Consider the following 19927-nt stretch of genomic DNA (forward strand, 5'->3'; position numbering starts at 1 on the left):
CGCGCGATGCTGGCTAAGGGGCCAAAGATGCAAACAGATATTGACGAATGGCGCAGCGTAGCAGCCGGGGCACAGCCCGGTTGGGAATTCAGGGCAGGTATCATTGCAAAGCTAATCCGAGCGACAGACACAGTTCTCGACATAGGTGCGGGCGATCAGAAACTGAAGAAGTTCATTTCCCCCGCCTGTACGTACGTGCCGGTCGATTGCGTCGATGATCTTCCCGGAACCTTTGTCGTGGACTTCAACAAGGAGTTCAGGCTACCAAACGTGCCTTTCAATGTTGTCGTTTGCGCGGGATCGCTCGAATATATCAATGATCTAGCCGGATTTTTCCGTGCACTTGCCGCGCATGCGCCGGACCGCCAAGTGATCTTCACGTACTTTCTGAACCCGGAGAAGTGGCGACGCGCCGGCATGAAGGTACATAACAATTTCGCGACCGGCGACGCCCTCCTGTCACACATTAATTTTGCTCTCTCACACGTCGACATCGTGGCAACACGCGGGGATACGATTTTCGTCAGTGCCACGCTGTCGGCTGGTGGCGGTGTTCAATGGATCAATGACCGACCGATTACCGATTTCCTTTTTGCCGAGCGCGGAATCAAGAAATTTATAGCAAAGACCGCCCGATCCGTGCGCAAAAGGCGTAATGCCATTGGCAGGATGCTGAAATAGCGGCCGGTATTTGGTTTTGCCTGGACGCGGCGCGCGCAAATGAGGATCAGTGCGGACGCTGAGGCCGTGATCCAGCTCAGTGCACGGCCATGAGGAGCAGGATACTTCTCGGAGCTAAACAAGTATTCACTTAAGGCAGTCTTCATCGTACCTTGTAAATCTCCAGGCTGCTGTTTAGCCTCGCACGATGCTGTCAGGATTCACTCGACACTTATTGAAGAGTGCGAACGGGCTTAGAGTGCCGGCCGTCGCCCGTTCGGTGCAGCGCGCTCGGCTGACGTATCTTTCGGACGCGAAGTTTATCAGCCTCCGCGATGCGATCAGACAGGTAAAGCGTGAAAAGGTCCCCGGCGACTTCATCGAATATGGTATCGCGCTCGGTGGCTCGGCAATCTACATCGCGTCCGAGCTTGACGGCGACCGTCATTTCCATGGCTACGATGTGTTTGGCATGATTCCGAGCCCAACCGAACAGGACGACGAGAAATCCAAGGCCCGTTACGAGACCATCCGATCGGGACGATCCAAGGGCATTGGCGGTGACAAATATTACGGGTATCAAGGCGATCTGTTCGACAAGGTGTGTGCCAGCTTCATGGACTTTGGCGTCCCGGTCGATGGCGAAAGGATCGTCTTTCACAAGGGCCTGTTTGAAGACACGGTGCACTTTCATCCGAAAAGCAGGATAGCGTTGGCCCATCTCGATTGCGATTGGCACGATCCGGTCAAGTTCTGCCTTGAGCGGACGCTGGAGGTGTTGAGCCCAGGCGGGCTCATGATCCTCGACGATTACAACGACTACGGCGGATGCCGGATAGCGACCGATCAATTCCTTGCAGGCCGTTCTGACTGCCGTCTTATACGAACGCTCCCCCATGCGGTGGTCCAGCGGTCATAAGTCGCGCCGTCACGTCCGCGCTCGGCGTTGCACGACCCGCTGAAGCGCCCGTGTTCATTGACGGTGTTTGAAGGCTAATGCATGTCGCGCAAAAGTGCGCAGCGGTTTTGCGGTAACGACATGCATAAAAACAAGAATCTAAAGCGCGTCGCATGAGGCCGGTCGAACGCGACGCGCTTTAACGGGGAGAGGTTGTCGTTTTTTTACTTTCAATTCCCGAAACGCGCTCGGGATATCGTACGGCCATCATCAGCCGATCCGCATGCTCGGCAAAAACCGCGCTGACCTGTTCAGCGTCGAACAGGGATCTTCGGCGGCGTTTCTCGTCGTTGGTGAGGAAACCCGTTATGGCATCAAGCTTTCGAGTAAACCGTTTGAGAACGAACCGCGCCTGCCGGGCAAAATGACCAGCCCAAGGCGTGTCCTTTGCGAGATGGCGATAGATGGCCAACGCTTCCAACTCGACACCGATCGGGCGGTTCGACCAGGGCTTGCCACGCGTGAAATGCCGCGCAAATGCCTTGTCGAATCGTACCTGGCTGGTGAAATTCGTCATGACGTTCCAGTAGGGGTGCATCGTCTGCCATCTGTCTTCAAAAGCGACATTGAGTGCACCTTGGTCCATATTGTCGACGCGCTGCGAGGCGAGTTCTCGTGTCCTCTGCAATAGCCCCTCTCGCCGCACCATGGGCATGTTGAACACCAGCACGCCCGCATTGAATTTCGGCGCGCCGGGCTTCATCGGCAGGCGTCGGCGATACTTCGTGTCGAAATAGCATTGCTCATCATGAGCGGCCAATAATGGCGCAAGCAGTTGTGTGTTGGCGAGGTCGACTATCGATCGATTAAAAAGGACGTCGCTGTCGGCGTAGACAATATGATCATAAGGCTTGAATTCAGCCAACTCGTCCGCGAACAGTCTGATATAGGTCGCCAAGGTCAGATGGCCCGGATCAAAATTCCTCGCTTCCATGAACTTCGACACGTCAAGGATACTGACCGCGGACCCTAGTAATCGGTCACCGACCTCCAGGTCTTCCGTGCTGACACCCATCTGAAGGATAAAGCCCTTGATAGGGCCGGATACATCCAACACACGGCGTGCGGCTAAGCAGGCGTACGGGAAATAGTTTTGATCTGCAGCGAAAAAGAAACACGGATTTTGCGACATTGTGAACTTCCCAGCAGCAATCAGACCTCTATCCGGCCAGCATGTACAGATGCAATAGCCTTTGGGGCATAACACGTGCCGAATTCCCGATGGATGGGCCGGTGATGCGGGTTTCACGCGGTTCCGGGTTGCAAGATGGCTGGCACAATGTAGGAGAGAAACCGGGTATCAAATAGCAAGACGACTTTTCTTCCAAGTGACCGATGGCCACGCTTCAAAGAAACGCACAGAAGCTGTTCTACTATGCGCGCAATGCCATGCGCGACATCGCTCCGCAGGCATTGTTTCGTCGCCGGCTTGCCGGACTGCTCGACCAGGCCAGACTTTCGGACCGCTCGGTCCGCGAGCGCCTCAACTATTACAACAGGCTGCAGGAGGCTTTCGCGCCAAGCCCCGATGCCGTGCCGGTCAGCCGGCTGCCGACGGACCGGAGCATGTATTATTACGATCTGAAGGAGTTTACCCGCTACTTCGATCCCGGTCTGCTCATCGACCTCGAATTCGGCGACGTCATCGAAGTGCCGAAAATGCCCTCGATCGTGAAGGATCGGCCGATTGCCGGTGACAACAAGAACGGTGTTCTGTTCAAGCTCAACAAGTTCCGTCATTTCCATATGCCCGCCGACGATATTGCCTTCGCCGACAAGCTTCCTGCCGCGGTCTGGCGCGGCGACCTCAACAATCCGATACGCACCTTGCTTCTGGAGGTCGCCCGCGACCTGCCGTTCTGCGACGTCGGCACGCCCAAACGCACGGCGGCGGCCGAGTATCGCAAGCCCTATCTCAGCATCGATCAGCAGCGGCGCTATCGCTACATCATTTCGCTTGAAGGCAATGACGTCGCGACCAACCTCAAATGGATCATGAGCTCGAATTCGCTGTGCCTGATGCCGCCGCCGACATACGAGACATGGTTCGCCGAAAGCGAACTCGTGGCTGATCTCCACTACGTGCCGCTCGCTCCGGATTTTTCGGATCTCGCCGAACGGGTGGAATATCTCGAACGGCACCCGGCCGAGGCTGAGCGCATCGTTGTCGCGGCCAATGCCTATTGCCGAAAATTCGCCGATGAACCGACCGAGCAGGCGATCTGTCTGCTCGTCCTCTATAAATATTTCGTTCTCAGCAGTCAGATCGAGCCCGACGCCGAAGTCTGGCGCTACATTTCAGCATAGCACCAGCGGGACTGAACCCAGGGGGATTGGACCCTGCCGGGCACTATTCCCGGTCGAGAACCAGATCAGCCGGGCCAAACCGGTCCTTTGCCGTCTGTTGCTGGTGCCAGTAGGGGTAGAGCACGGGCGGACGGCTGACGGCATCGAGCCGTGCGCGGTCGTCGTCGGTAAGCACCAGGCTTGCCGCGGCGATATTGTCCTTGAACTGCGCTTCGGTCCGTCCGCCGATCACCAGCGAGCTGACGGCAGGCCGGCCAAGCAGCCAGGCAAGCGCCACCTGCGCCGCGGACACGCCATGGTTCTTGCCGATAAAGGCAAGCACGTCGACGATCCGCCATAGCCGGTCCTCGTCGCGGATCGGCGGTTCCGACCAGCCGCTGAGCTGGCGGGCTGTGGGGCTGTCGCGGTTGTATTTGCCGGACAGCAATCCGCCGGCGAGCGGGCTCCAGACCAGCACGCCAAGCCCCTGGTCCACCGAAATCGGCAGCAGCTCATATTCGGCTTCGCGCGCTTCCAGCGTGTAGTGGATCTGCTGGGTGATGAAGCGCGACTGGTTGTGGCGGTCGCTGATGCCAAGCGCCTTCATCACTTGCCAGCCGGAGTAGTTGGAGCAGCCGGCGTAGCGGACCTTGCCCTGGGTGACGAGCGTGTCCATCGCGGCGATGGTTTCCTCCAAGGGCGTCGTGCCGTCCCATTCATGCAGGAAATAAATATCGATGACATCGGTGCGAAGGCGCTTCAGGCTCCTCTCGCACTCGCGGATCAGATGGTAGCGTGACAGGCCTTCGTCGTTGGGGCCCTTGCCGATCCGCATGCGCGCCTTGGAGGCGATCAGCACGTCGTCCTTGCGCTTGCCGCCAAGCGCTTCGCCGATGATCTCCTCCGAAAGCCCGTTCGAATACACATTGGCTGTGTCGATGACGTTGATGCCGGCATCGATGCACAGATCGATCATCCGGCGCGCCTCCTTGAGGTCGGTCTTGCCGACCGCCGAAAATGCGCCGGCGCCGCCGAAGGTCATGGTGCCCATGGTCAATGTCGAAACCTTCAGCCCGGACCGGCCGAGAGTGCGGTATTCCATGTCAGGTCCTCGCAATGGCGTTGAAGAGGGCGTCTGCCAGGCCGCCCGGAATGAGACGGGCATTTTTAGGATAATTCGCGCGGCTTGTCGCCCCCTGGTCGCGCAATGACCGTTCAAGTCTCGCTGATCGGTGGTGGCGATCGGCACATTGGCTCTCTGCAATAAAACCGTCATTGCCGGTCTATATTGAAGTCGGCTCAAGGTGTCATCGGAGCCGGCAGGCCGGAATCGAGGGCGCCGGACAAAAGCCGGCAGGCTTGCACGCGGAGCAGCGCAAAATGACCGAGACAAGACAGAATTCTCCGGCCAGGGACTGGCTGGAAGCGGAACTCGCCGACACGCTCGATGAAGACTATGAGCTCGAGATGTCGGAGCCGGCGCTGTCGCTGGAAATCGCAAAAATCTACAAGAATTCGCATCCGCCATCGATCGATCGCATGCAATATTTTCGCGACCTGATCGCGCTGCAGTCCGAATTAATCAAATTGCAGTCCTGGGTGGCCTACCACAAGAAGAAGCTGGTGGTGGTCTTCGAGGGCCGTGACTCGGCCGGCAAGGGCGGCGTCATCAAGCGCATCACCCAGCGGCTCAACCCGCGCATCTGCCGCGTCGTCGCGCTGCCGGCGCCGACCGAGCGCGAGAAGTCGCAATGGTATTTCCAGCGCTATGTTCCGCATCTGCCGGCCGGCGGCGAGATCGTGCTGTTCGACCGCTCCTGGTACAACCGCTCCGGCGTCGAGCGGGTGATGGGCTTTGCCCAGCCCGATCAGGTCGAGGAGTTCTTCCGCGACGTGCCGGATTTCGAGCGCATGCTCGTGCGTTCCGGGGTGACGCTGGTCAAATACTGGTTCTCCATCACCGACGAGGAGCAGCAAATGCGCTTCCTGATGCGCATCCACGATCCGATGAAGCAGTGGAAGCTGTCGCCGATGGACCTGCAGTCGCGCGTGCGCTGGGAACAGTACACCAAGGCCAAGGAAGAGACCTTCGCCCGCACCAACATCCCGGAAGCCCCCTGGTTCATCGTCGAAGGCAACGACAAGAAGCGGGCGCGGCTGAACTGCATCGACCATCTCCTCAAGCAGATGCCCTATGAGGATGTCCCGCATGAGGAGATCACGCTGCCGGAGCGTGTCTTCAATCCCGAATACGAACGCCAGGTGCTGCCGCGCGAGCTCTACGTGCCGGAAAAATATTGATTGGCGAAAGCCGGCGCGTCATCGGATCTCCCCCCTCGTGGGGGAGATGTCCGGCAGGACAGAGGGGGGCGCGAAGGATCGCAGCGCAGAAGGCTGCGCCGCATCAGCACTACGCCCGTTCGATAATCACATGCATGGCGTTCGGCGTCGCGACCTGCTCTGTGCACCGGTAGCCGAGCCTTACCATGTCGATGCCGGCAAAAAGGTTCTCTCCGGAGCCGAGCAGCATCGGCGATATCGCCAGGTGCATGTTGTCGATGAGCTTTTCTCTGAGGTATTGCTGGATGGTGGCGACGCCGCCGCCGATCCGTACATCCTTCCCCTCGGCCGCCGCCTTCGCCTGTTCGAGCGCCGAATGGATTCCGTCGGTCACGAAGTGGAAGGTCGTGCCGCCCTCCATGACGATGGGGTCGCGCGCATGATGGGTCAGCACGAAGACCGGCACATGGTAGGGCGGGTTGTCACCCCACCAGCCTTTCCAGCTCTCGTCAGGCCATTCGCCGCGGATCGGCCCGAACATGTTGCGGCCCAGGATCCATGCGCCGACATTGTCGAAGCTGCGCGCCGCGAACGCCTCGTCAGTGTCCGTGGTCCCGCCATCCTTGCCGACCATCTTGTGGAAGGTGCGGGTGCCGACCATCCATGTGTGCAGGGCTTCCCCACCAACACCCAGCGGGTTCGTCAGGTCCTGGTCGGAACCGGCGCCGAAACCGTCGATCGACAGGGTGAAAGCGGCGACGCGAAGTTTGGACATGAAAACCTCCTCGATAACCGGTTTTATTTCGCAAGCAGTTGTCTTGTAGCGAACTGATTGCAAAACGCAATCGGTATTTTCGATCACGGCAAGGCGAGAGCAGAGGTCAAGCGACCTCCGCTCTGTTCACGGCGCAAGTCGGAAATTGTCCCGAGTGGCAAGGCGGATCGCCGGCGCTACTGGTCGCCGACGAACATCCGGATAGGATTATCCCTTCAGCATCGCCGCCACTTCTGGCGCGAAATAGGTGAGAATGCCGTCGCAACCGGCGCGCTTGAAGGCGAGCAGCGATTCCAGCATCGCCTTTTCGCCATCGATCCAGCCATTGGCGCCGGCGGCCTTGATCATCGAATACTCGCCCGACACCTGGTAGGCGAAGGTCGGCACCCGGAACTCGTCCTTCAGCCGCCGGATGATGTCGAGATAGGGCAGGCCGGGCTTGACCATCAGCATGTCGGCGCCCTCGGCTAGGTCCTGCTCGGCCTCGCGCACCGCCTCGTTGGAATTGGCGTGGTCGATGTAATAGGTCTTCTTGTCGCCTTTGAGCAGGCCGGCGGTACCGACCGCCTCGCGGTAGGGGCCGTAGAAAGCAGAGGCGAACTTCGTTGCATAAGACATGATCGCCACGTCGGAAAATCCATTGGCGTCGAGCGCGTCGCGGATGGCGCCGATGCGGCCGTCCATCATGTCGGAAGGCGCGATGATGTCGGCGCCCGCCGCAGCCTGGATGACGGCCGCCGCCGTTACCTGTTCCACCGTCTCGTCATTGACGATGATGCCGTCGCGCAAAATCCCGTCATGGCCATGCGAGGTGAAGGGGTCGAGCGCGGCATCGGTGATGATGCCGATCTCCGGCACCGCGTCCTTGATGGCGCGGGTGGCGCGGTTGATGATGTTTTCCGGGTCGAGGATGTGAGAGCCGGTCTGGTCGCGCAGGCCAAGTTCGACATTGGGGAAGGTGGCGATCGCCGGAATGCCGAGCTTTGCCGCGCGTTCGGCTTCCTTCACCGCGAGGTCGAGCGATAGCCGGAAGACGCCGGGCATGGCGGCGATCGGCTCGCGCACTTGTCTGCCGTCGACGACGAAGATCGGCCAGATCAGATCGTCGACCGTGAGCCGGTTCTCCTGGACGAGGCGGCGCGACCAGTCGGCCTTGCGCATGCGCCGCAGACGGCGGCTGCCGGTGATTTCGTCGACGCTGCGCGCGCCGGCTGCCTTTGCGGGGGTGAATTTGTTCATCGCTTAACTCCGGATCGGCCAGCTTTTACCACGTGCCTGTGCGACTGACCAATGCGACACGTTTGTGCCAGGCTCTGCGCAGTGCATGTCGAGTCAGGCCGGCCACCGAATGTCGGCATAAGCTAGTCCGGCAGGCCGTTGCCCGATAGTACCTGCGCCGCACCCCGCATGCCGACACGGAATGCCTCATCGAAGCTGACGCCGCGCACCTGCCAGCTATAGGTCTTGCCGCGGGTCTCCAGCCGCCAGTCGGCGATCCAGCCAAGCTCCCTGTCGCTCCAGACAATGCTGCCGGCCAGCGCCTTGTCGGCACCAGTCTTCCTGGCCAGGTGGTCCAGGACCACCATATCGGCATAGCGCAGCGTCTGGTCATCCAGTCCGGACGCCGACAGCAGTGATGTCTGTGGAAAGACGATCCACATGGCCAGTGGGCCGGCGGCATTGACGAAGGATTCGCGCATCGGTTCACCGCCCTGATCGTCGGCGGTCAGCGCGAAATGCTTTTTTCCTCGCTCCACCGACAGAAACGCTGCCAGACGTGGCCGCTCTCCAAGCCAGGGCTTGCTGCCGAGCGAAGCGAGCACCCTGTCGATCACCTCGGGCTTGTAGATGCAGGTGAGGTCGTGCGGCCGGTCGTGCGTTCCTTGTTCGTCGTGGACAGGAATACCTCCCAGCCGGTCGCGGTAACGGAATTCGGCAACAAAGCTGCCGGCCTTGTCGCGCAGCGCCGCCATCTCCGGTTTCTTCGGCAGGCGCTGGTCGCCCGACACCCGGAGCAGCACCGCGTCCAGGCAGGCCTTGAAGCCTGTCTGGCGGTTCACTTCGCCCTGGCCGGTGACGATGGTCTGCGACTGGTAGAGTTCCTGGGCAGTCGCCGCGACAGCGGGAGCCGCGGCCATGAGGCCGATCACAACAAGCACAAGTCGCGAAAATCCAGCCATGGCTTACCTTTCCCAGCTCATCAAGCCCCTGATAGACAGTGCGTCGGGCTGGGATGGCGGCCAAGTTCTAGCATCGGGTGCTATCAACCGCCTAGATGAAGCGATTAGGCTCCCGGCATTGACGCACCCATGTGCCAGCTATTAGAGCGACGTGCGTCCAGTTGGATGCACAAAGTACGCGTCTCAAGAGTTTTGAGTCTTCGCATCGTGCTTCCCGAACCGAAGGTCAGCGCAGCAAAAATCGATTCCGATTTTCGGGCCGATGCGATAGCACTTCAGTCCCGCAGGCGCGGGGAGGGATTCTCTGGCGATGGATTTTGACGGAGGCGACGAAATTCGCTTCGAACATTTGGGTCGGGCTGGCGTCGTCACGCTGACGCGGCCGCAGGCGCTCAATGCCGTCACGCATCGCATGGTCAAGGCACTCGACAGGGCACTGCGCGCCTGGGAGCGGGATGACGAGGTCGATGTCGTCGTCGTCAAGGCCGAGGGCAGGGCGTTTTCCGCCGGCGGCGATATCCTCCATATCTACGAGGCCGGCCGCGCGGGAAAGCCGCCGGTCGAGTTCTTCGCCGACGAATACCGGCTCAATGCCCGTATCGCCCGGTTCAAGAAACCCTATGTCGCGCTGATCGACGGCATCGTCATGGGCGGCGGCGTCGGCATCTCGTTCCACGGCTCGCAGCGGGTCATGACCGAGAACGCCCAGTTCGCCATGCCGGAAGTCGGCATCGGCTTTTTTCCCGATGTCGGCGCCAGCCACCTCCTGCCGGACCTCGGCGGATGTTTCGGCCTGTATCTTGCGCTCACGGGAAACCGCATCCGCCACGGCGACGCACTCTGGTCGGGCCTGGCGACGCACACGATCAAGGCGCAGGATCAGGCCTCATTTCTCGACCGGTTGGCGGCCACCGGCGACCCGGAATCGGTGCTGCGCGGCTTTTTTGTTCCGGCAAAGCGCGAGACGGACAGGCCGGTGCTGGAGGCGATCGCCCGCCATTTCGCGCAACCGTCGCTGGCCGACATCGTCGGCAGCCTGGAGCGGGCGGCCGCTGCCGACGATTTCGCGGCAAAGACGCTGGCGACGCTCCGCACCCGCTCGCCGACCAGCCTGCATGTCGCTTGGCGCCAGATCAGCGCCGGGCTGACCTTGTCCATGGACGAATGCATGAAGATGGAGTTCCGCATCCTCAACCGCATGCTGTCAGGCCATGATTTCTACGAGGGCATTCGCGCCGCCATCATCGACAAGGGCTCGACGCCGCTCTGGTTGCCGGCAAGCATCGATGCGGTCAACGCTGTCGATATCGATGCCTATTTCGCCCCGCTCGGCGAACGGGAGCTCGAACTGTGAGCGAGGTCACGTCGAGACGCGTCGTGCTGCAGCCGACCACGGTGGAGGTTATCTTCGCCTGGTTCCAGCGTGTCATCGCCGGCTATTGCCTCCTGTTCGGCATATTGTACTGGATCAGGCTGATCGGCTTCTACCAGGGTCCGCTGTGGCGCTTCGACCTGATGCCGGTGCACTGGCAGGTGGCGGCGGTGATGCTCGCCGTGTTCTTCCCGTTCGCCGCCGCGGGCCTCTGGATGCTGGCCTCCTGGGGGCCGGTGATATGGTTCATCTGCGCGGTGACCGAGACGGTCATGTATGTCGGCTTTCCCGAACTCTTCGGCCACCGGCCGTTGATCGTCGCCTCGCACGCGGCGGTGGCGCTGCTTTACATCGTCTTTCGCGTGGTGATCTGGCTGCAGAAGCGCCAGACCCGGCGCTAGAGTATTTTGCAGCCAAGTGGACTCACTTGGCTCCGCACAAATGCGGTTAAACAAGCTGATAGAACGGGATGCCTCGTCCGCTCTGATTTCGGCCCAGAATCGGTGGTGAAATCTTTAGGTTAATTATCCTTGCTCGGGTGACCGTTCGTTAAGCCTCTTTCGAAACCTCTTACCGGTAAGCTCTTGTTAGCCTTGGCGTTTAAGTCGAATTTTATGAGTATTCGATAGTGTCGCGATCAAGGTGAAAAACAAAAAATCACCAGGGCGACAAACGAGAGGCAAAGACAATGATCAATTCGCGTCCGGCGGCGAAGACCGCCAACGTATCCGACGATCGCCGCGAGGCAATCCGTTCGCTTTACATGGAATCGCTGCAGCTGGTGGAGCGTCTGCACCGCCGTCTGCTTGACGTCATCAAGGACGAATTCGACCGCAACGGCCGTTCCGACATCAACGCCATCCAGGCGCTGCTGCTGTTCAACATCGGCAACTCCGAGCTGACCGCCGGCGAACTGCGCTCGCGCGGCTACTATCTCGGCTCGAACGTCTCCTACAATCTGAAGAAGCTGGTCGACCTCGGCTTCATCAACCACCAGCGTTCGCGCATCGATCGCCGTTCGGTCCGCGTCTCGCTGACGCCGAAGGGCAACGAGGTGGCGGAAGTCGTCGCCGGTCTCTATGAGCGCCATGTCGGTTCGATCGAACAGGTCGGCGGCATCAACACCGACGAGTTCAAGCAGATGAACCGCGCCCTGCAGCGGCTGGATCGCTTCTGGAACGACACGATCGCCTACCGGATGTAATTCATCCGCCGCATCGAGCTGCGGAGCCGCGCCACGGAAGCGCGGCCCAGGGAGCAGCCAATCAAGGATCGGTGCCGAAAAGCACCGGTCCTTGCATTTCGTACGGGCCAGCCGATCCAAATCACTGATAAGGCCACGTTGCCGCCATATTCCCGGTGAAAGCGAGAATGCGGGTGAGGCGAGAGCCATGAATTCACCTCGACCTCGCGTCGCACCTTTGCCTGTTTCACATCGAAGTGATGGGGGCGCTGGTTGGCTAATTGTTAACAATGCCAATTTTAGTGTGCGGGCGAGATCGCCCGATGACCAACGCAGCAAGTGACAAGAATTGCTACAGGAATGTCTGGAACGTCAATGAGAACCAGCCGCCGTTTCTTCCTTTCCGGAGCCTCCGCGCTTGCCGCCGCGATTGTTGCCGGCAGCGCCAGCGCGCAGGACGTGATCGGGGATATCCTGAAATCCTCGGGCCGCGGCAATTGGGACGACCAGTTCGACGCCCGCCCCACCCAGGGCGGCAAGGTGGCCTCGACGCTGCCGATCTTCAGCCTGCAGACCGTTGCGTTTACCGAGCAGGCGGTGGCGCAGTATCAGAACATCGTCGCCCAGGGCGGCTGGGAGCCGGTTCCCGATACCAAGAAATTGCAGCTCGGCGTCGACGATCCCGACGTGGTGCCGCTGCGCAAGCGCCTGATGGTTTCGGGCGACCTGGCGCAGAGCGCCGGCATTTCGACGGCCTTCGATTCCTATGTCGACGCGGCGGTCAAGCGCTTCCAGGCGCGCCATGGCCTGCCGTCCGATGGGACTTTGGGTCAGTACACTTATGCGGCGATGAATGTTTCGGCGCCAATCCGGCTCGGCCAGTTGCAGACCAATTTGCAGCGTCTGCGCGAGCGCGCCGGCACTTTGGGCAACCGCTACGTTCTGGTCGACATCCCGGGCGCCCAGGTCGAGGCGGTCGAGAACGACCGCGTCGTGCTGCGCCACACGGCGATCGTCGGCAAGATCGACCGCCAGACGCCGATCGTCAATTCCAAGATCAACGAGATCATCGTCAATCCCTACTGGAATGCCCCGGTCTCGATCGTGCGCAAGGACATCATTCCGCTGATGCGCAAGGATCCGAACTATCTCAAGGACAGCCATATCCGCCTGTTCGCGCCGGATGGCAGCGAGGTCGACCCGCTGACCGTGGACTGGTCGACCGACGACGCCGCGAAATACCGCTTCCGCCAGGATCCCGGCGCCGGCAATGCGATGGCCTCGGTCAAGATCAATTTCCCGAGCCCGGACGGCGTGTATATGCACGATACGCCACAGCAGAGCCTGTTCGGCAAGATGATGCGTTTCGATTCCTCGGGCTGCGTGCGCGTCCAGAACGTGCGCGATCTCGTCACCTGGATCCTGCGCGACACGCCGGGCTGGAACCGCCAGCATTTCGAGGCGGCGATCAAGAGCGGAGAGAACGTCCCGGTGCAGGTCACCAATCCGGTGCCGGTCTATTTCCTCTACGTTTCTGCCTGGTCGACGGGGCCGGGCGTCGTGCAGTTCCGCGACGACATCTATGGCCTCGACGGGGCCAACGAGCTGCAGATCACTTCTGCTCTGTAACCAACTGATTCTTTTGCTGAAAAGGCCGCCATAGAGCGGCCTTTTTGCTTTCAGGTTTTCGCCAGCGCGTCCCTTATGTGTCGAACTGGACGTTCCACCCGGTTTTGCGCATGGTCCTGAAACCTCGTTCGGAATCGCACCATGCAAGTCGCCGTCTTCATTCTCGTCGTGCTCGTCTTCGTCGCCCTTTCCGGCGCGCTGGTCCGGCTTGTGCGCGTGCCGCTGCCGGTATTGCAGATCGCCATGGGTGCCGCGCTTGCCTGGCCGGTGCGCGGCATCCATGTCGAGATCGATCCCGAGCTGTTCCTGCTGGTGTTCATCCCACCGCTTCTGTTCGGCGACGCCGTTGCCGCGCCGAAGCGCGAACTGCTGGCGCTGCGCGGCCCGATCCTCGACCTTGCCGTCGGCCTCGTCTTCTTCACCATCGTCGGCTTCGGCTATGCCTTGCATTGGCTGGTGCCGAGCATCCCGCTGGTCGTCGCCTTCGCGCTTGCGGCGGTGCTGTCGCCGACCGACGCGGTCGCCGTCTCATCGATCGTCGACCGCAACGTAGTGCCGGCCCGGCTGATGCATATTCTGGAAGGCGAGTCGCTGCTCAACGACGCGTCGGGTCTCGTCATGTTCCGCTTCGCAGTGGCGGCCGTGCTGACCGGCAGCTTCTCCTTCGCTGCCGCTTCGCTGAGTTTCCTCTATGCCGTTGCCGCCGGCATCCTGGCCGGCGTGGCGGCCTTGATTATCGCCGCCAAGACGCTGCAACTTTTGAACCGCATCGGCAGTGTTCCGGCAGAGGCGCAAGTGCTGGTGATGATCCTGATGCCCTTCATCGCCTATCTCGGCGCCGAACATGTCGAAGCCTCGGGCATCCTGGCGGCGGTCACCGCCGGCCTGTTGACGGGCGGTTCCGGGATCTTCCGCTACCTCGGCCTTTCAGCACGCATGCAGACGATGTCGCTGTGGACGACACTTTCCTTTGTCTTCAACGGCGCCCTGTTCATCCTGCTCGGCCTGCAGCTTCCCGACATCATCCGCCACGTACCGTCCGAGCTGAGCAGCCGGCATTGGCTGATCGAGCCGGTTGCCACGGTGCTGATCCTCACTTTGTGCCTGATCGCACTGCGCTTCCTGTGGATCTGGGTTGGTGACATCGCGACATGGCTTGGCGCGCGGTTTGGCAAGCGCAAGGCTGAGACGTTCGGCCTGCGCGTGCGGCTTGCCGGCTCCGTGGCGGGCGTGCGCGGCGCCATCACGCTGGCCGGCATCCTGTCGCTGCCGCTAGCCATGCCCGACGGTTCGCCCTTTCCGGCGCGCGATGTGGTGATCTTCCTCGCCGCCGGCGTCATCATCTGTTCGCTTGTCATCGCCAGCCTTGCCTTGCCGAAGATCGCGCGCGGGCTGGTCGAGCCCGGCGAGCATCCCGGTGCCGCCGAGGAGCGGCGGGCGCGCGTCGGCGCGGCCAACGCGGCGATCGCCCGCATCGAGAGCGTCGCCAATGACGGCAGCGAAGGCGAGGAGGCAGGCGCCCGCCTGGCGGTGGCCGACAGCATCGTCGCCGGTTACCGGCGTCGCATCGCCGCCTCCGACGAGGCGGACGAAGCCCGCGCCGAGGCCCGTGAAGCCGGACGGCTGGAGCTCGAGCTCAGGCTCGCCGGCATCGAGGCCGAGCGGGCCGCCGTGCGCGCCATGTTTCGCAGCCGCGAGATCAACGACCATACGATGCAGGCGCTGTTTGCCGAAATCACCCTCACCGAAGCCCTGCTGAAGGGGCGGCAGGGAAGGAAATAGGGTCTGCGGACCCGCGCTGGCGCAATCCGGCCAGCAAATTTCGCGCTGCAAACGTGGCGGGGCGAAAACAACTGTGTTAATGGCGCGACATGCATGTCGCCCAAAAGTGCGGAGCGGTTTTGGGGCAACGATATGCATAAATAATCGCCCCCCGGATCAAGGATTTCAAGCCATGGCAACAGCAGCGGCAGTGTCGAACAAATTCGAATCCTTCTTCGAAACCACACTTGAGGATGCCGATCCGGAGATCTTCGGCGCCATCCGCAACGAACTCGGCCGCCAGCGCCACGAGATCGAGCTGATCGCGTCGGAAAACATCGTCTCCCGCGCCGTGCTGGAAGCGCAGGGGTCGATCATGACCAACAAATATGCCGAGGGCTATCCGGGCAAGCGCTACTATGGCGGCTGCCAGTTCGTCGACGTGGCCGAGGAACTGGCCATCGAGCGCGCCAAGAAACTGTTCGGCTGCAACTTCGCCAACGTCCAGCCGAATTCCGGCAGCCAGATGAACCAGGCGGTGTTCCTCGCGCTCTTGCAGCCCGGCGACACCTTCATGGGCCTCGACCTGAATTCGGGCGGCCACCTTACTCACGGTTCGCCGGTCAACATGAGCGGCAAATGGTTCAAGGTCGTCTCCTATGGCGTGCGCAAGGAAGATCATCTGCTCGACATGGATGCGATCGAGAAGACCGCGCACGAGACGAAGCCGAAGCTCATTCTTGCCGGCGGCACCGCCTATTCGCGCATCTGGGACTGGAAGCGGTTCCGCGAGATCGCCGACGCGGTCGGCGCCTATCTGATGGTCGACATGGCGCATATCGCCGGTCTGGTCGCGGGCGGTGTGCACCCGTCGCCGTTGCCCCATGCCCATGTGGTGACGACGACCACGCACAAGTCGCTGCGCGGCCCGCGCGGCGGCATGATCCTGTGCAACGACGAGGACATCGCCAAGAAGATGAATTCGGCGGTATTCCCAGGCCTGCAGGGCGGGCCGCTGATGCATGTCATCGCCGCCAAGGCGGTGGCTCTCGGCGAAGCGCTGAAGCCGAGCTTCAAACTCTACGCCGAGAGCGTCGCCGCCAACGCCAAGGCGCTGGCCTCCAGTCTGCAGGAGACCGGCCTCGACATCGTCTCCGGCGGCACCGACAACCATTTGATGCTGGTCGACCTCAGGCCCAAGAACGCCACCGGCAAACGCGCCGAGGCAGCACTTGGCCGCGCCAACATCACCTGCAACAAGAACGGCATCCCCTTCGACCCGGAAAAGCCCTTCGTCACCTCAGGCGTGCGGCTCGGCACGCCGGCCGGCACCACGCGCGGTTTCGGCCAGGCCGAGTTCCGCGAGATCGGCAAGCTGATCGCCGAGGTGCTGGATGGGCTGAAGGTCGCCAATTCCGACGACGGCAATGCGGCGGTGGAAGCCGCGGTGAAAGCTAAGGTGACCGCATTAACGGATCGTTTTCCGCTCTATCCCTATCTCGGGTGAACGCCATTCATCTCGGGTGAACGGTAGCCATTATCGAGAAGCGCCATTCCAGGCGGTTCGGGCAGGAGTCCTGATGATGCTGCAAAATCTTGCCGGTGCTGGCGCCCTTGGCGCCCTGGCCACATTGGCTGTCTTGCCATTGCCCAGCGTCGCCTGGGCACAGACCACAACGCCCGCGACACCGAAGATGGAAACCTTCGGCAAATGGTCCACCCTTGTGGACGAGATCGAGACAGGCGAGGACGTGCGCAAGACCTGCGCTGCCTCGACTGCCTTTCTCGACTCGAACGGCACCAGCGGCACGCTGACGCTCGCCATCTCGAACGGCGACGCGTTGCCGCCCGATGGCTATCCGACCGTTGTTATCGCCATCAGGAACAATGACTTGCCGAAAGGCGAGAACATTCCGGCGGTGTTCGGCGACGACAAGGGCAAGGTCAAGGCAAGCTTTCGTCTCAGCGCCGACGTCGGCGGACAGTGGATGATGAACAACAAGACCGAGACCACCCTGGCGCTGCTGCGCGCCATGCGTCGCGCCAGCACGCTCGATGTCAGCTTCGCCGACAAGCCGGTCGGGACCGTATCGATGGACGGCTTCACCAAGGCCTATCGCAGCCTCGGCACGTCATGCGGCTTCCCGACCGCCGACGTCGCGCCCTGACAAGCGGGCATTGACGGCCCTCGCAATTTTACTCGCGCCTCGCTATCTCTGAGGCGCGAGAGGCCGTTGCCGACACTTTGCCATCGTTGCAAAAAGCTCTAAGCCTTTCGCTCACCAGAGCCGGATGATTTTAGGTCGAATCGACCTGAAATCTGAATCCGGCTCTAAATCAAAAAGATAGAGCATGATGTCGTCCGAAAACCGCTTCACACTTTTCGGCATCATGCTCTAAGAATCGCGAACCGAAGGCTTTCCATGCGCTGTCCCTACTGCCAGTCCGAAGATACGCAGGTGAAGGATTCGCGCCCCGCCGAGGATGGCGCGGCGATCCGCAGGCGGCGCGTCTGCCCCGATTGCGGCGGCCGCTTCACCACCTTCGAGCGCGTGCAGTTGCGCGACCTCGTAGTGGTCAAGAAGTCCGGCCGCAAGGTGCCGTTCGACCGCGACAAGTTGCTGCGCTCGGTCGAGATCGCCGTGCGCAAGCGCAATGTCGATCCAGAGCGAATCGACCGCGCGGTGACCGGCATTGTGCGCCAGCTCGAAAGCTCGGGCGAGACCGAGGTCGCCTCGGGCGAGGTCGGCCGGCTGGTCATGGAGGCGCTGAAGTCGCTCGACGACGTCGCCTATGTGCGCTTCGCCTCGGTCTATCGCAATTTCCGCGAGGCCAAGGATTTCCACGACGTGCTGGGTGAACTGAAGGGCGACGAGCCTAGGGGTGATGAGGACGCCGGCTGAACATGGCAAGGCCCGAACCCAGCAAAGCCGAACAGGAGAGCCTCGACCGCCGTTTCATGGCGGCGGCGCTCAGGTTATCTCGAAAGAACGCCGGGCGGACTTCGACCAACCCCTCCGTTGGTACGCTCATCGTGCGCGACGACGGCGACGGACAGAAGATCGTCGGCACCGGCGTCACCGCCGTCGGCGGCCGCCCGCACGCCGAGACCGAGGCGCTGGCCGAGGCCGGCGAACTCGCGCGCGGCGCCACCGCTTACGTCACTCTCGAACCCTGCGCCCATCATGGTCGCACGCCGCCTTGCGCCAATGCGCTGGTCAGTGCCGGCGTCGCGCGGGTGGTCGGCGCTGCGAGCGACCCCGATCCGCGCGTGTCCGGCAAGGGCTATGCGATCCTGCGCGCCGCTGGTGTCGAGGTGGTCGAAAAGGTGCTCGCCACTGAAGCGGCCGAGCAGATGGCCGGCTATCTGATTCGATCCCTGAAAAAACGCCCGGAAGTGATTCTGAAGCTTGCGCTTTCCAGCGATCGCAAGATCGGCAGGGAAGGCGAGGGGCAGGTCGCGATCACCGGGGAGATCGCGCGGCGCGAAGTCTACCTGATGCGGGCCGAAGCAGATGCCATTCTGGTCGGTATCGGCACCGCGCTGGAAGACGATCCGGCGCTGACCGTGCGTTTGCCGGGGCTGGAGAACCGTTCGCCGGCACGTATCGTGCTCGACCGGCAGATCCGCCTGCCCGAAACCTCGAAGCTGGTTTCCGGCATCGACCGGGTTCCGCTCTATGTCGCTGCTTGCCTGGAGGCCGACCCCCACCGGCGGGCGGCACTCGAGCGCGCTGGCGTGCGCTTCATCGGCACGGAGACGCATGAAGGCGGCGTCGCCCTGCCGGAATTGCTGGAAGATTTGGCGGCGCTCGGCATGGCGAGCGTGCTGGTCGAGGGCGGCGCCAAGGTGGCGAGTACTTTCCTGTCAGAAGGGCTGGTCGACCGCATCGTGCTGTTCCAGGGTCCGGACGCGATCGGCGAGGGCGGCATTGCATCGCCCATAGACGCCAACCATATCCCGGCGGGATTTCGCAAATTGCGCGACATGCGTTTTGGCGAAGACAGCTACGCCGAGTGGGTAAGAGATATCTAGGATCAGGGCCGCGATGTTTACTGGGATTGTCACCGATGTCGGCACCGTTGCCGCTGTCAGGCCGCTGAGGGAAGGGGTCGGTTTGCGCATCGACACCGCCTACGATCCCGAGACCGTCGCCATCGGCGCTTCGATCTCGTGCGGCGGCGTCTGCCTTACCGTCACGGCGCTGCCCGAACACGGCTCGAACGCACGCTGGTTCGAGGTCGAGGCCTGGGAAGAGGCGCTCAGGTTGACCACGGCGGCGGACTGGAAATCCGGCACCAGGATCAATCTGGAGCGGGCGCTGAAGATCGGAGACGAGCTCGGCGGCCACATCGTATCAGGCCATGTCGACGGCACCGCAGAGATAGTGGCGCGCAAGGAGGAGGGCGATGCGATGCGCTTCACCCTTCAAGCGCCGCGCGAATTGGCGAAGTTCATCGCGCCCAAGGGCTCCATTGCGCTCGACGGCACCTCGCTCACCGTCAACAAGGTCGAAGGCACCCGCTTCGACGTGCTTTTGATCCATCATTCGCTGACCGTCACCACCTGGGGCGAGCGCGAGGTCGGCGACCGAGTCAACATCGAGATCGACACCATGGCTCGCTATGCTGCGCGGCTGGTAGAGGCGGCGAAAGAGGGCCTGTGATGGAAAGCAGGAATTCCAAAGAGGAAGAGCGGCTGACGCGCGAAGCCTTGGCCGATGTCGATGACGGCCGTGTGGTGGATCACGAAGCCGTTCTTGCCTGGGCTGAAAGCCTCGGTTCGGACCACCCACTCTCGGCACCTTACCCAAAGATCAGATAGGCTAGCAGGACTCCGGCA

Annotated in this window: 20 protein-coding genes; 15 read left to right on the forward strand and 5 right to left on the reverse strand. The window is 61.7% G+C overall.

The features are described 5' to 3' along the window. The first annotated feature begins 27 nt into the window (after positions 1–27). Together C9427_RS00810 and C9427_RS00815 are read left to right on the forward strand one after the other, a co-directional pair. Complete coding sequence (locus C9427_RS00810; protein ID WP_146172479.1) at positions 28–681, forward strand: methyltransferase domain-containing protein; 654 nt, start codon at positions 28–30, stop codon at positions 679–681. 238 nt (positions 682–919) lie between these two features. Next, entirely contained in the window at positions 920–1579 is a 660-nt protein-coding gene (locus C9427_RS00815) for a TylF/MycF/NovP-related O-methyltransferase (RefSeq protein WP_167434204.1), read from the forward strand. Between the two features lie 178 nt (positions 1580–1757). Here C9427_RS00815 and C9427_RS00820 read toward each other — a convergent pair whose 3' ends face one another. After that, positions 1758–2750, reverse strand: a complete 993-nt coding sequence (locus C9427_RS00820; RefSeq protein WP_107647345.1) for a glycosyltransferase family 8 protein — start codon at positions 2748–2750, stop codon at positions 1758–1760. A gap of 203 nt (positions 2751–2953) precedes the next feature. Here C9427_RS00820 and C9427_RS00825 point away from each other — a divergent pair, with 203 nt between their 5' ends. Continuing rightward, positions 2954–3925 carry a glycosyl transferase family 90 gene (locus C9427_RS00825; protein WP_107647346.1) on the forward strand — a complete coding sequence of 324 codons (972 nt, stop codon included), beginning with the start codon at positions 2954–2956 and terminating at the stop codon, positions 3923–3925. A 43-nt stretch (positions 3926–3968) separates the two neighbouring features. Here the strand turns inward: C9427_RS00825 and C9427_RS00830 are convergent, their stop codons facing one another. Further along, positions 3969–5006: an aldo/keto reductase gene (locus tag C9427_RS00830; protein WP_107647347.1), complete on the reverse strand. Its 1038-nt coding sequence runs from the start codon at positions 5004–5006 to the stop codon at positions 3969–3971. Positions 5007–5284: 278 nt separating this feature from the next. On the opposite strand from C9427_RS00830, the gene ppk2 reads away from it, so the two are divergent. Further along, on the forward strand, positions 5285–6205 hold the full coding sequence (gene ppk2, locus C9427_RS00835) for a polyphosphate kinase 2 (RefSeq protein ID WP_107647348.1): 921 nt from the start codon (positions 5285–5287) through the stop codon (positions 6203–6205). Between the two features lie 109 nt (positions 6206–6314). Here the strand turns inward: ppk2 and C9427_RS00840 are convergent, their stop codons facing one another. The 3 genes from C9427_RS00840 to C9427_RS00850 form a co-directional block, all read right to left on the reverse strand. Continuing rightward, complete coding sequence (locus C9427_RS00840) at positions 6315–6959, reverse strand: dihydrofolate reductase family protein (protein ID WP_107647349.1); 645 nt, start codon at positions 6957–6959, stop codon at positions 6315–6317. Positions 6960–7166: 207 nt separating this feature from the next. Beyond that, entirely contained in the window at positions 7167–8198 is a 1032-nt protein-coding gene (hemB, locus tag C9427_RS00845; RefSeq protein ID WP_107647350.1) for a porphobilinogen synthase, read from the reverse strand. Positions 8199–8320: 122 nt separating this feature from the next. Then, on the reverse strand, positions 8321–9139 hold the full coding sequence (locus tag C9427_RS00850; RefSeq protein WP_107647351.1) for a DUF2066 domain-containing protein: 819 nt from the start codon (positions 9137–9139) through the stop codon (positions 8321–8323). Positions 9140–9449: 310 nt separating this feature from the next. Between C9427_RS00850 and C9427_RS00855 the strand changes: the two genes are divergently transcribed. The 11 genes from C9427_RS00855 to C9427_RS00905 all read left to right on the forward strand — a co-directional run bounded on the left by C9427_RS00855 (position 9450) and on the right by C9427_RS00905 (position 19909). Beyond that, positions 9450–10493: a 3-hydroxyisobutyryl-CoA hydrolase gene (locus C9427_RS00855; protein ID WP_107647352.1), complete on the forward strand. Its 1044-nt coding sequence runs from the start codon at positions 9450–9452 to the stop codon at positions 10491–10493. Next, on the forward strand, positions 10490–10912 hold the full coding sequence (locus C9427_RS00860) for a DUF6163 family protein (RefSeq protein WP_107647353.1): 423 nt from the start codon (positions 10490–10492) through the stop codon (positions 10910–10912). The genes C9427_RS00855 and C9427_RS00860 overlap by 4 nt, the downstream gene beginning before the upstream one ends. 287 nt (positions 10913–11199) lie before the next feature. Further along, positions 11200–11715 carry a transcriptional regulator LdtR gene (gene ldtR, locus C9427_RS00865; protein WP_008875359.1) on the forward strand — a complete coding sequence of 172 codons (516 nt, stop codon included), beginning with the start codon at positions 11200–11202 and terminating at the stop codon, positions 11713–11715. Between the two features lie 354 nt (positions 11716–12069). Beyond that, entirely contained in the window at positions 12070–13323 is a 1254-nt protein-coding gene (locus tag C9427_RS00870) for a L,D-transpeptidase family protein (protein WP_107647354.1), read from the forward strand. A gap of 141 nt (positions 13324–13464) precedes the next feature. Then, positions 13465–15105 (forward strand): Na+/H+ antiporter, encoded by a 1641-nt coding sequence (locus C9427_RS00875; RefSeq protein WP_107647355.1) that lies wholly within the window; start codon positions 13465–13467, stop codon positions 15103–15105. 172 nt (positions 15106–15277) lie between these two features. After that, a complete protein-coding gene (gene glyA, locus C9427_RS00880; protein WP_107647356.1) occupies positions 15278–16591 on the forward strand; it encodes a serine hydroxymethyltransferase in 1314 nt (437 codons plus the stop codon). A 73-nt stretch (positions 16592–16664) separates the two neighbouring features. Next, positions 16665–17252 carry an invasion associated locus B family protein gene (locus C9427_RS00885; RefSeq protein WP_107647357.1) on the forward strand — a complete coding sequence of 196 codons (588 nt, stop codon included), beginning with the start codon at positions 16665–16667 and terminating at the stop codon, positions 17250–17252. A 255-nt stretch (positions 17253–17507) separates the two neighbouring features. Then, complete coding sequence (nrdR, locus tag C9427_RS00890; RefSeq protein ID WP_008875365.1) at positions 17508–17987, forward strand: transcriptional regulator NrdR; 480 nt, start codon at positions 17508–17510, stop codon at positions 17985–17987. 2 nt (positions 17988–17989) lie between these two features. After that, positions 17990–19120 (forward strand): bifunctional diaminohydroxyphosphoribosylaminopyrimidine deaminase/5-amino-6-(5-phosphoribosylamino)uracil reductase RibD, encoded by a 1131-nt coding sequence (gene ribD, locus C9427_RS00895; RefSeq protein WP_107647358.1) that lies wholly within the window; start codon positions 17990–17992, stop codon positions 19118–19120. Positions 19121–19133: 13 nt separating this feature from the next. Then, complete coding sequence (locus C9427_RS00900) at positions 19134–19751, forward strand: riboflavin synthase (protein WP_107647359.1); 618 nt, start codon at positions 19134–19136, stop codon at positions 19749–19751. Further along, complete coding sequence (locus tag C9427_RS00905) at positions 19751–19909, forward strand: hypothetical protein (RefSeq protein ID WP_208636328.1); 159 nt, start codon at positions 19751–19753, stop codon at positions 19907–19909. The genes C9427_RS00900 and C9427_RS00905 overlap by 1 nt, the downstream gene beginning before the upstream one ends. Positions 19910–19927: the final 18 nt, after the last annotated feature.

This window comes from Mesorhizobium helmanticense (assembly GCF_003034915.1).
GTDB lineage: Bacteria > Pseudomonadota > Alphaproteobacteria > Rhizobiales > Rhizobiaceae > Mesorhizobium > Mesorhizobium helmanticense.

What these genes read in the sequence shown, in the direction of transcription:
- C9427_RS00820 (WP_107647345.1), bottom strand. Translation starts at nt 2,750, where the DNA reads ATGTCGCAAAATCCGTGTTTCTTTTTCGCTGCAGATCAAAACTATTTC.
- C9427_RS00900 (WP_107647359.1), top strand. Translation starts at nt 19,134, where the DNA reads ATGTTTACTGGGATTGTCACCGATGTCGGCACCGTTGCCGCTGTCAGG.
- C9427_RS00850 (WP_107647351.1), bottom strand. Translation starts at nt 9,139, where the DNA reads ATGGCTGGATTTTCGCGACTTGTGCTTGTTGTGATCGGCCTCATGGCC.
- glyA (WP_107647356.1), top strand. Translation starts at nt 15,278, where the DNA reads ATGGCAACAGCAGCGGCAGTGTCGAACAAATTCGAATCCTTCTTCGAA.
- nrdR (WP_008875365.1), top strand. Translation starts at nt 17,508, where the DNA reads ATGCGCTGTCCCTACTGCCAGTCCGAAGATACGCAGGTGAAGGATTCG.
- C9427_RS00825 (WP_107647346.1), top strand. Translation starts at nt 2,954, where the DNA reads ATGGCCACGCTTCAAAGAAACGCACAGAAGCTGTTCTACTATGCGCGC.
- C9427_RS00830 (WP_107647347.1), bottom strand. Translation starts at nt 5,006, where the DNA reads ATGGAATACCGCACTCTCGGCCGGTCCGGGCTGAAGGTTTCGACATTG.
- C9427_RS00870 (WP_107647354.1), top strand. Translation starts at nt 12,070, where the DNA reads ATGAGAACCAGCCGCCGTTTCTTCCTTTCCGGAGCCTCCGCGCTTGCC.
- C9427_RS00905 (WP_208636328.1), top strand. Translation starts at nt 19,751, where the DNA reads ATGGAAAGCAGGAATTCCAAAGAGGAAGAGCGGCTGACGCGCGAAGCC.
- ppk2 (WP_107647348.1), top strand. Translation starts at nt 5,285, where the DNA reads ATGACCGAGACAAGACAGAATTCTCCGGCCAGGGACTGGCTGGAAGCG.
- C9427_RS00810 (WP_146172479.1), top strand. Translation starts at nt 28, where the DNA reads ATGCAAACAGATATTGACGAATGGCGCAGCGTAGCAGCCGGGGCACAG.
- C9427_RS00875 (WP_107647355.1), top strand. Translation starts at nt 13,465, where the DNA reads ATGCAAGTCGCCGTCTTCATTCTCGTCGTGCTCGTCTTCGTCGCCCTT.
- ribD (WP_107647358.1), top strand. Translation starts at nt 17,990, where the DNA reads ATGGCAAGGCCCGAACCCAGCAAAGCCGAACAGGAGAGCCTCGACCGC.
- hemB (WP_107647350.1), bottom strand. Translation starts at nt 8,198, where the DNA reads ATGAACAAATTCACCCCCGCAAAGGCAGCCGGCGCGCGCAGCGTCGAC.
- C9427_RS00885 (WP_107647357.1), top strand. Translation starts at nt 16,665, where the DNA reads ATGATGCTGCAAAATCTTGCCGGTGCTGGCGCCCTTGGCGCCCTGGCC.
- C9427_RS00840 (WP_107647349.1), bottom strand. Translation starts at nt 6,959, where the DNA reads ATGTCCAAACTTCGCGTCGCCGCTTTCACCCTGTCGATCGACGGTTTC.
- ldtR (WP_008875359.1), top strand. Translation starts at nt 11,200, where the DNA reads ATGATCAATTCGCGTCCGGCGGCGAAGACCGCCAACGTATCCGACGAT.
- C9427_RS00855 (WP_107647352.1), top strand. Translation starts at nt 9,450, where the DNA reads ATGGATTTTGACGGAGGCGACGAAATTCGCTTCGAACATTTGGGTCGG.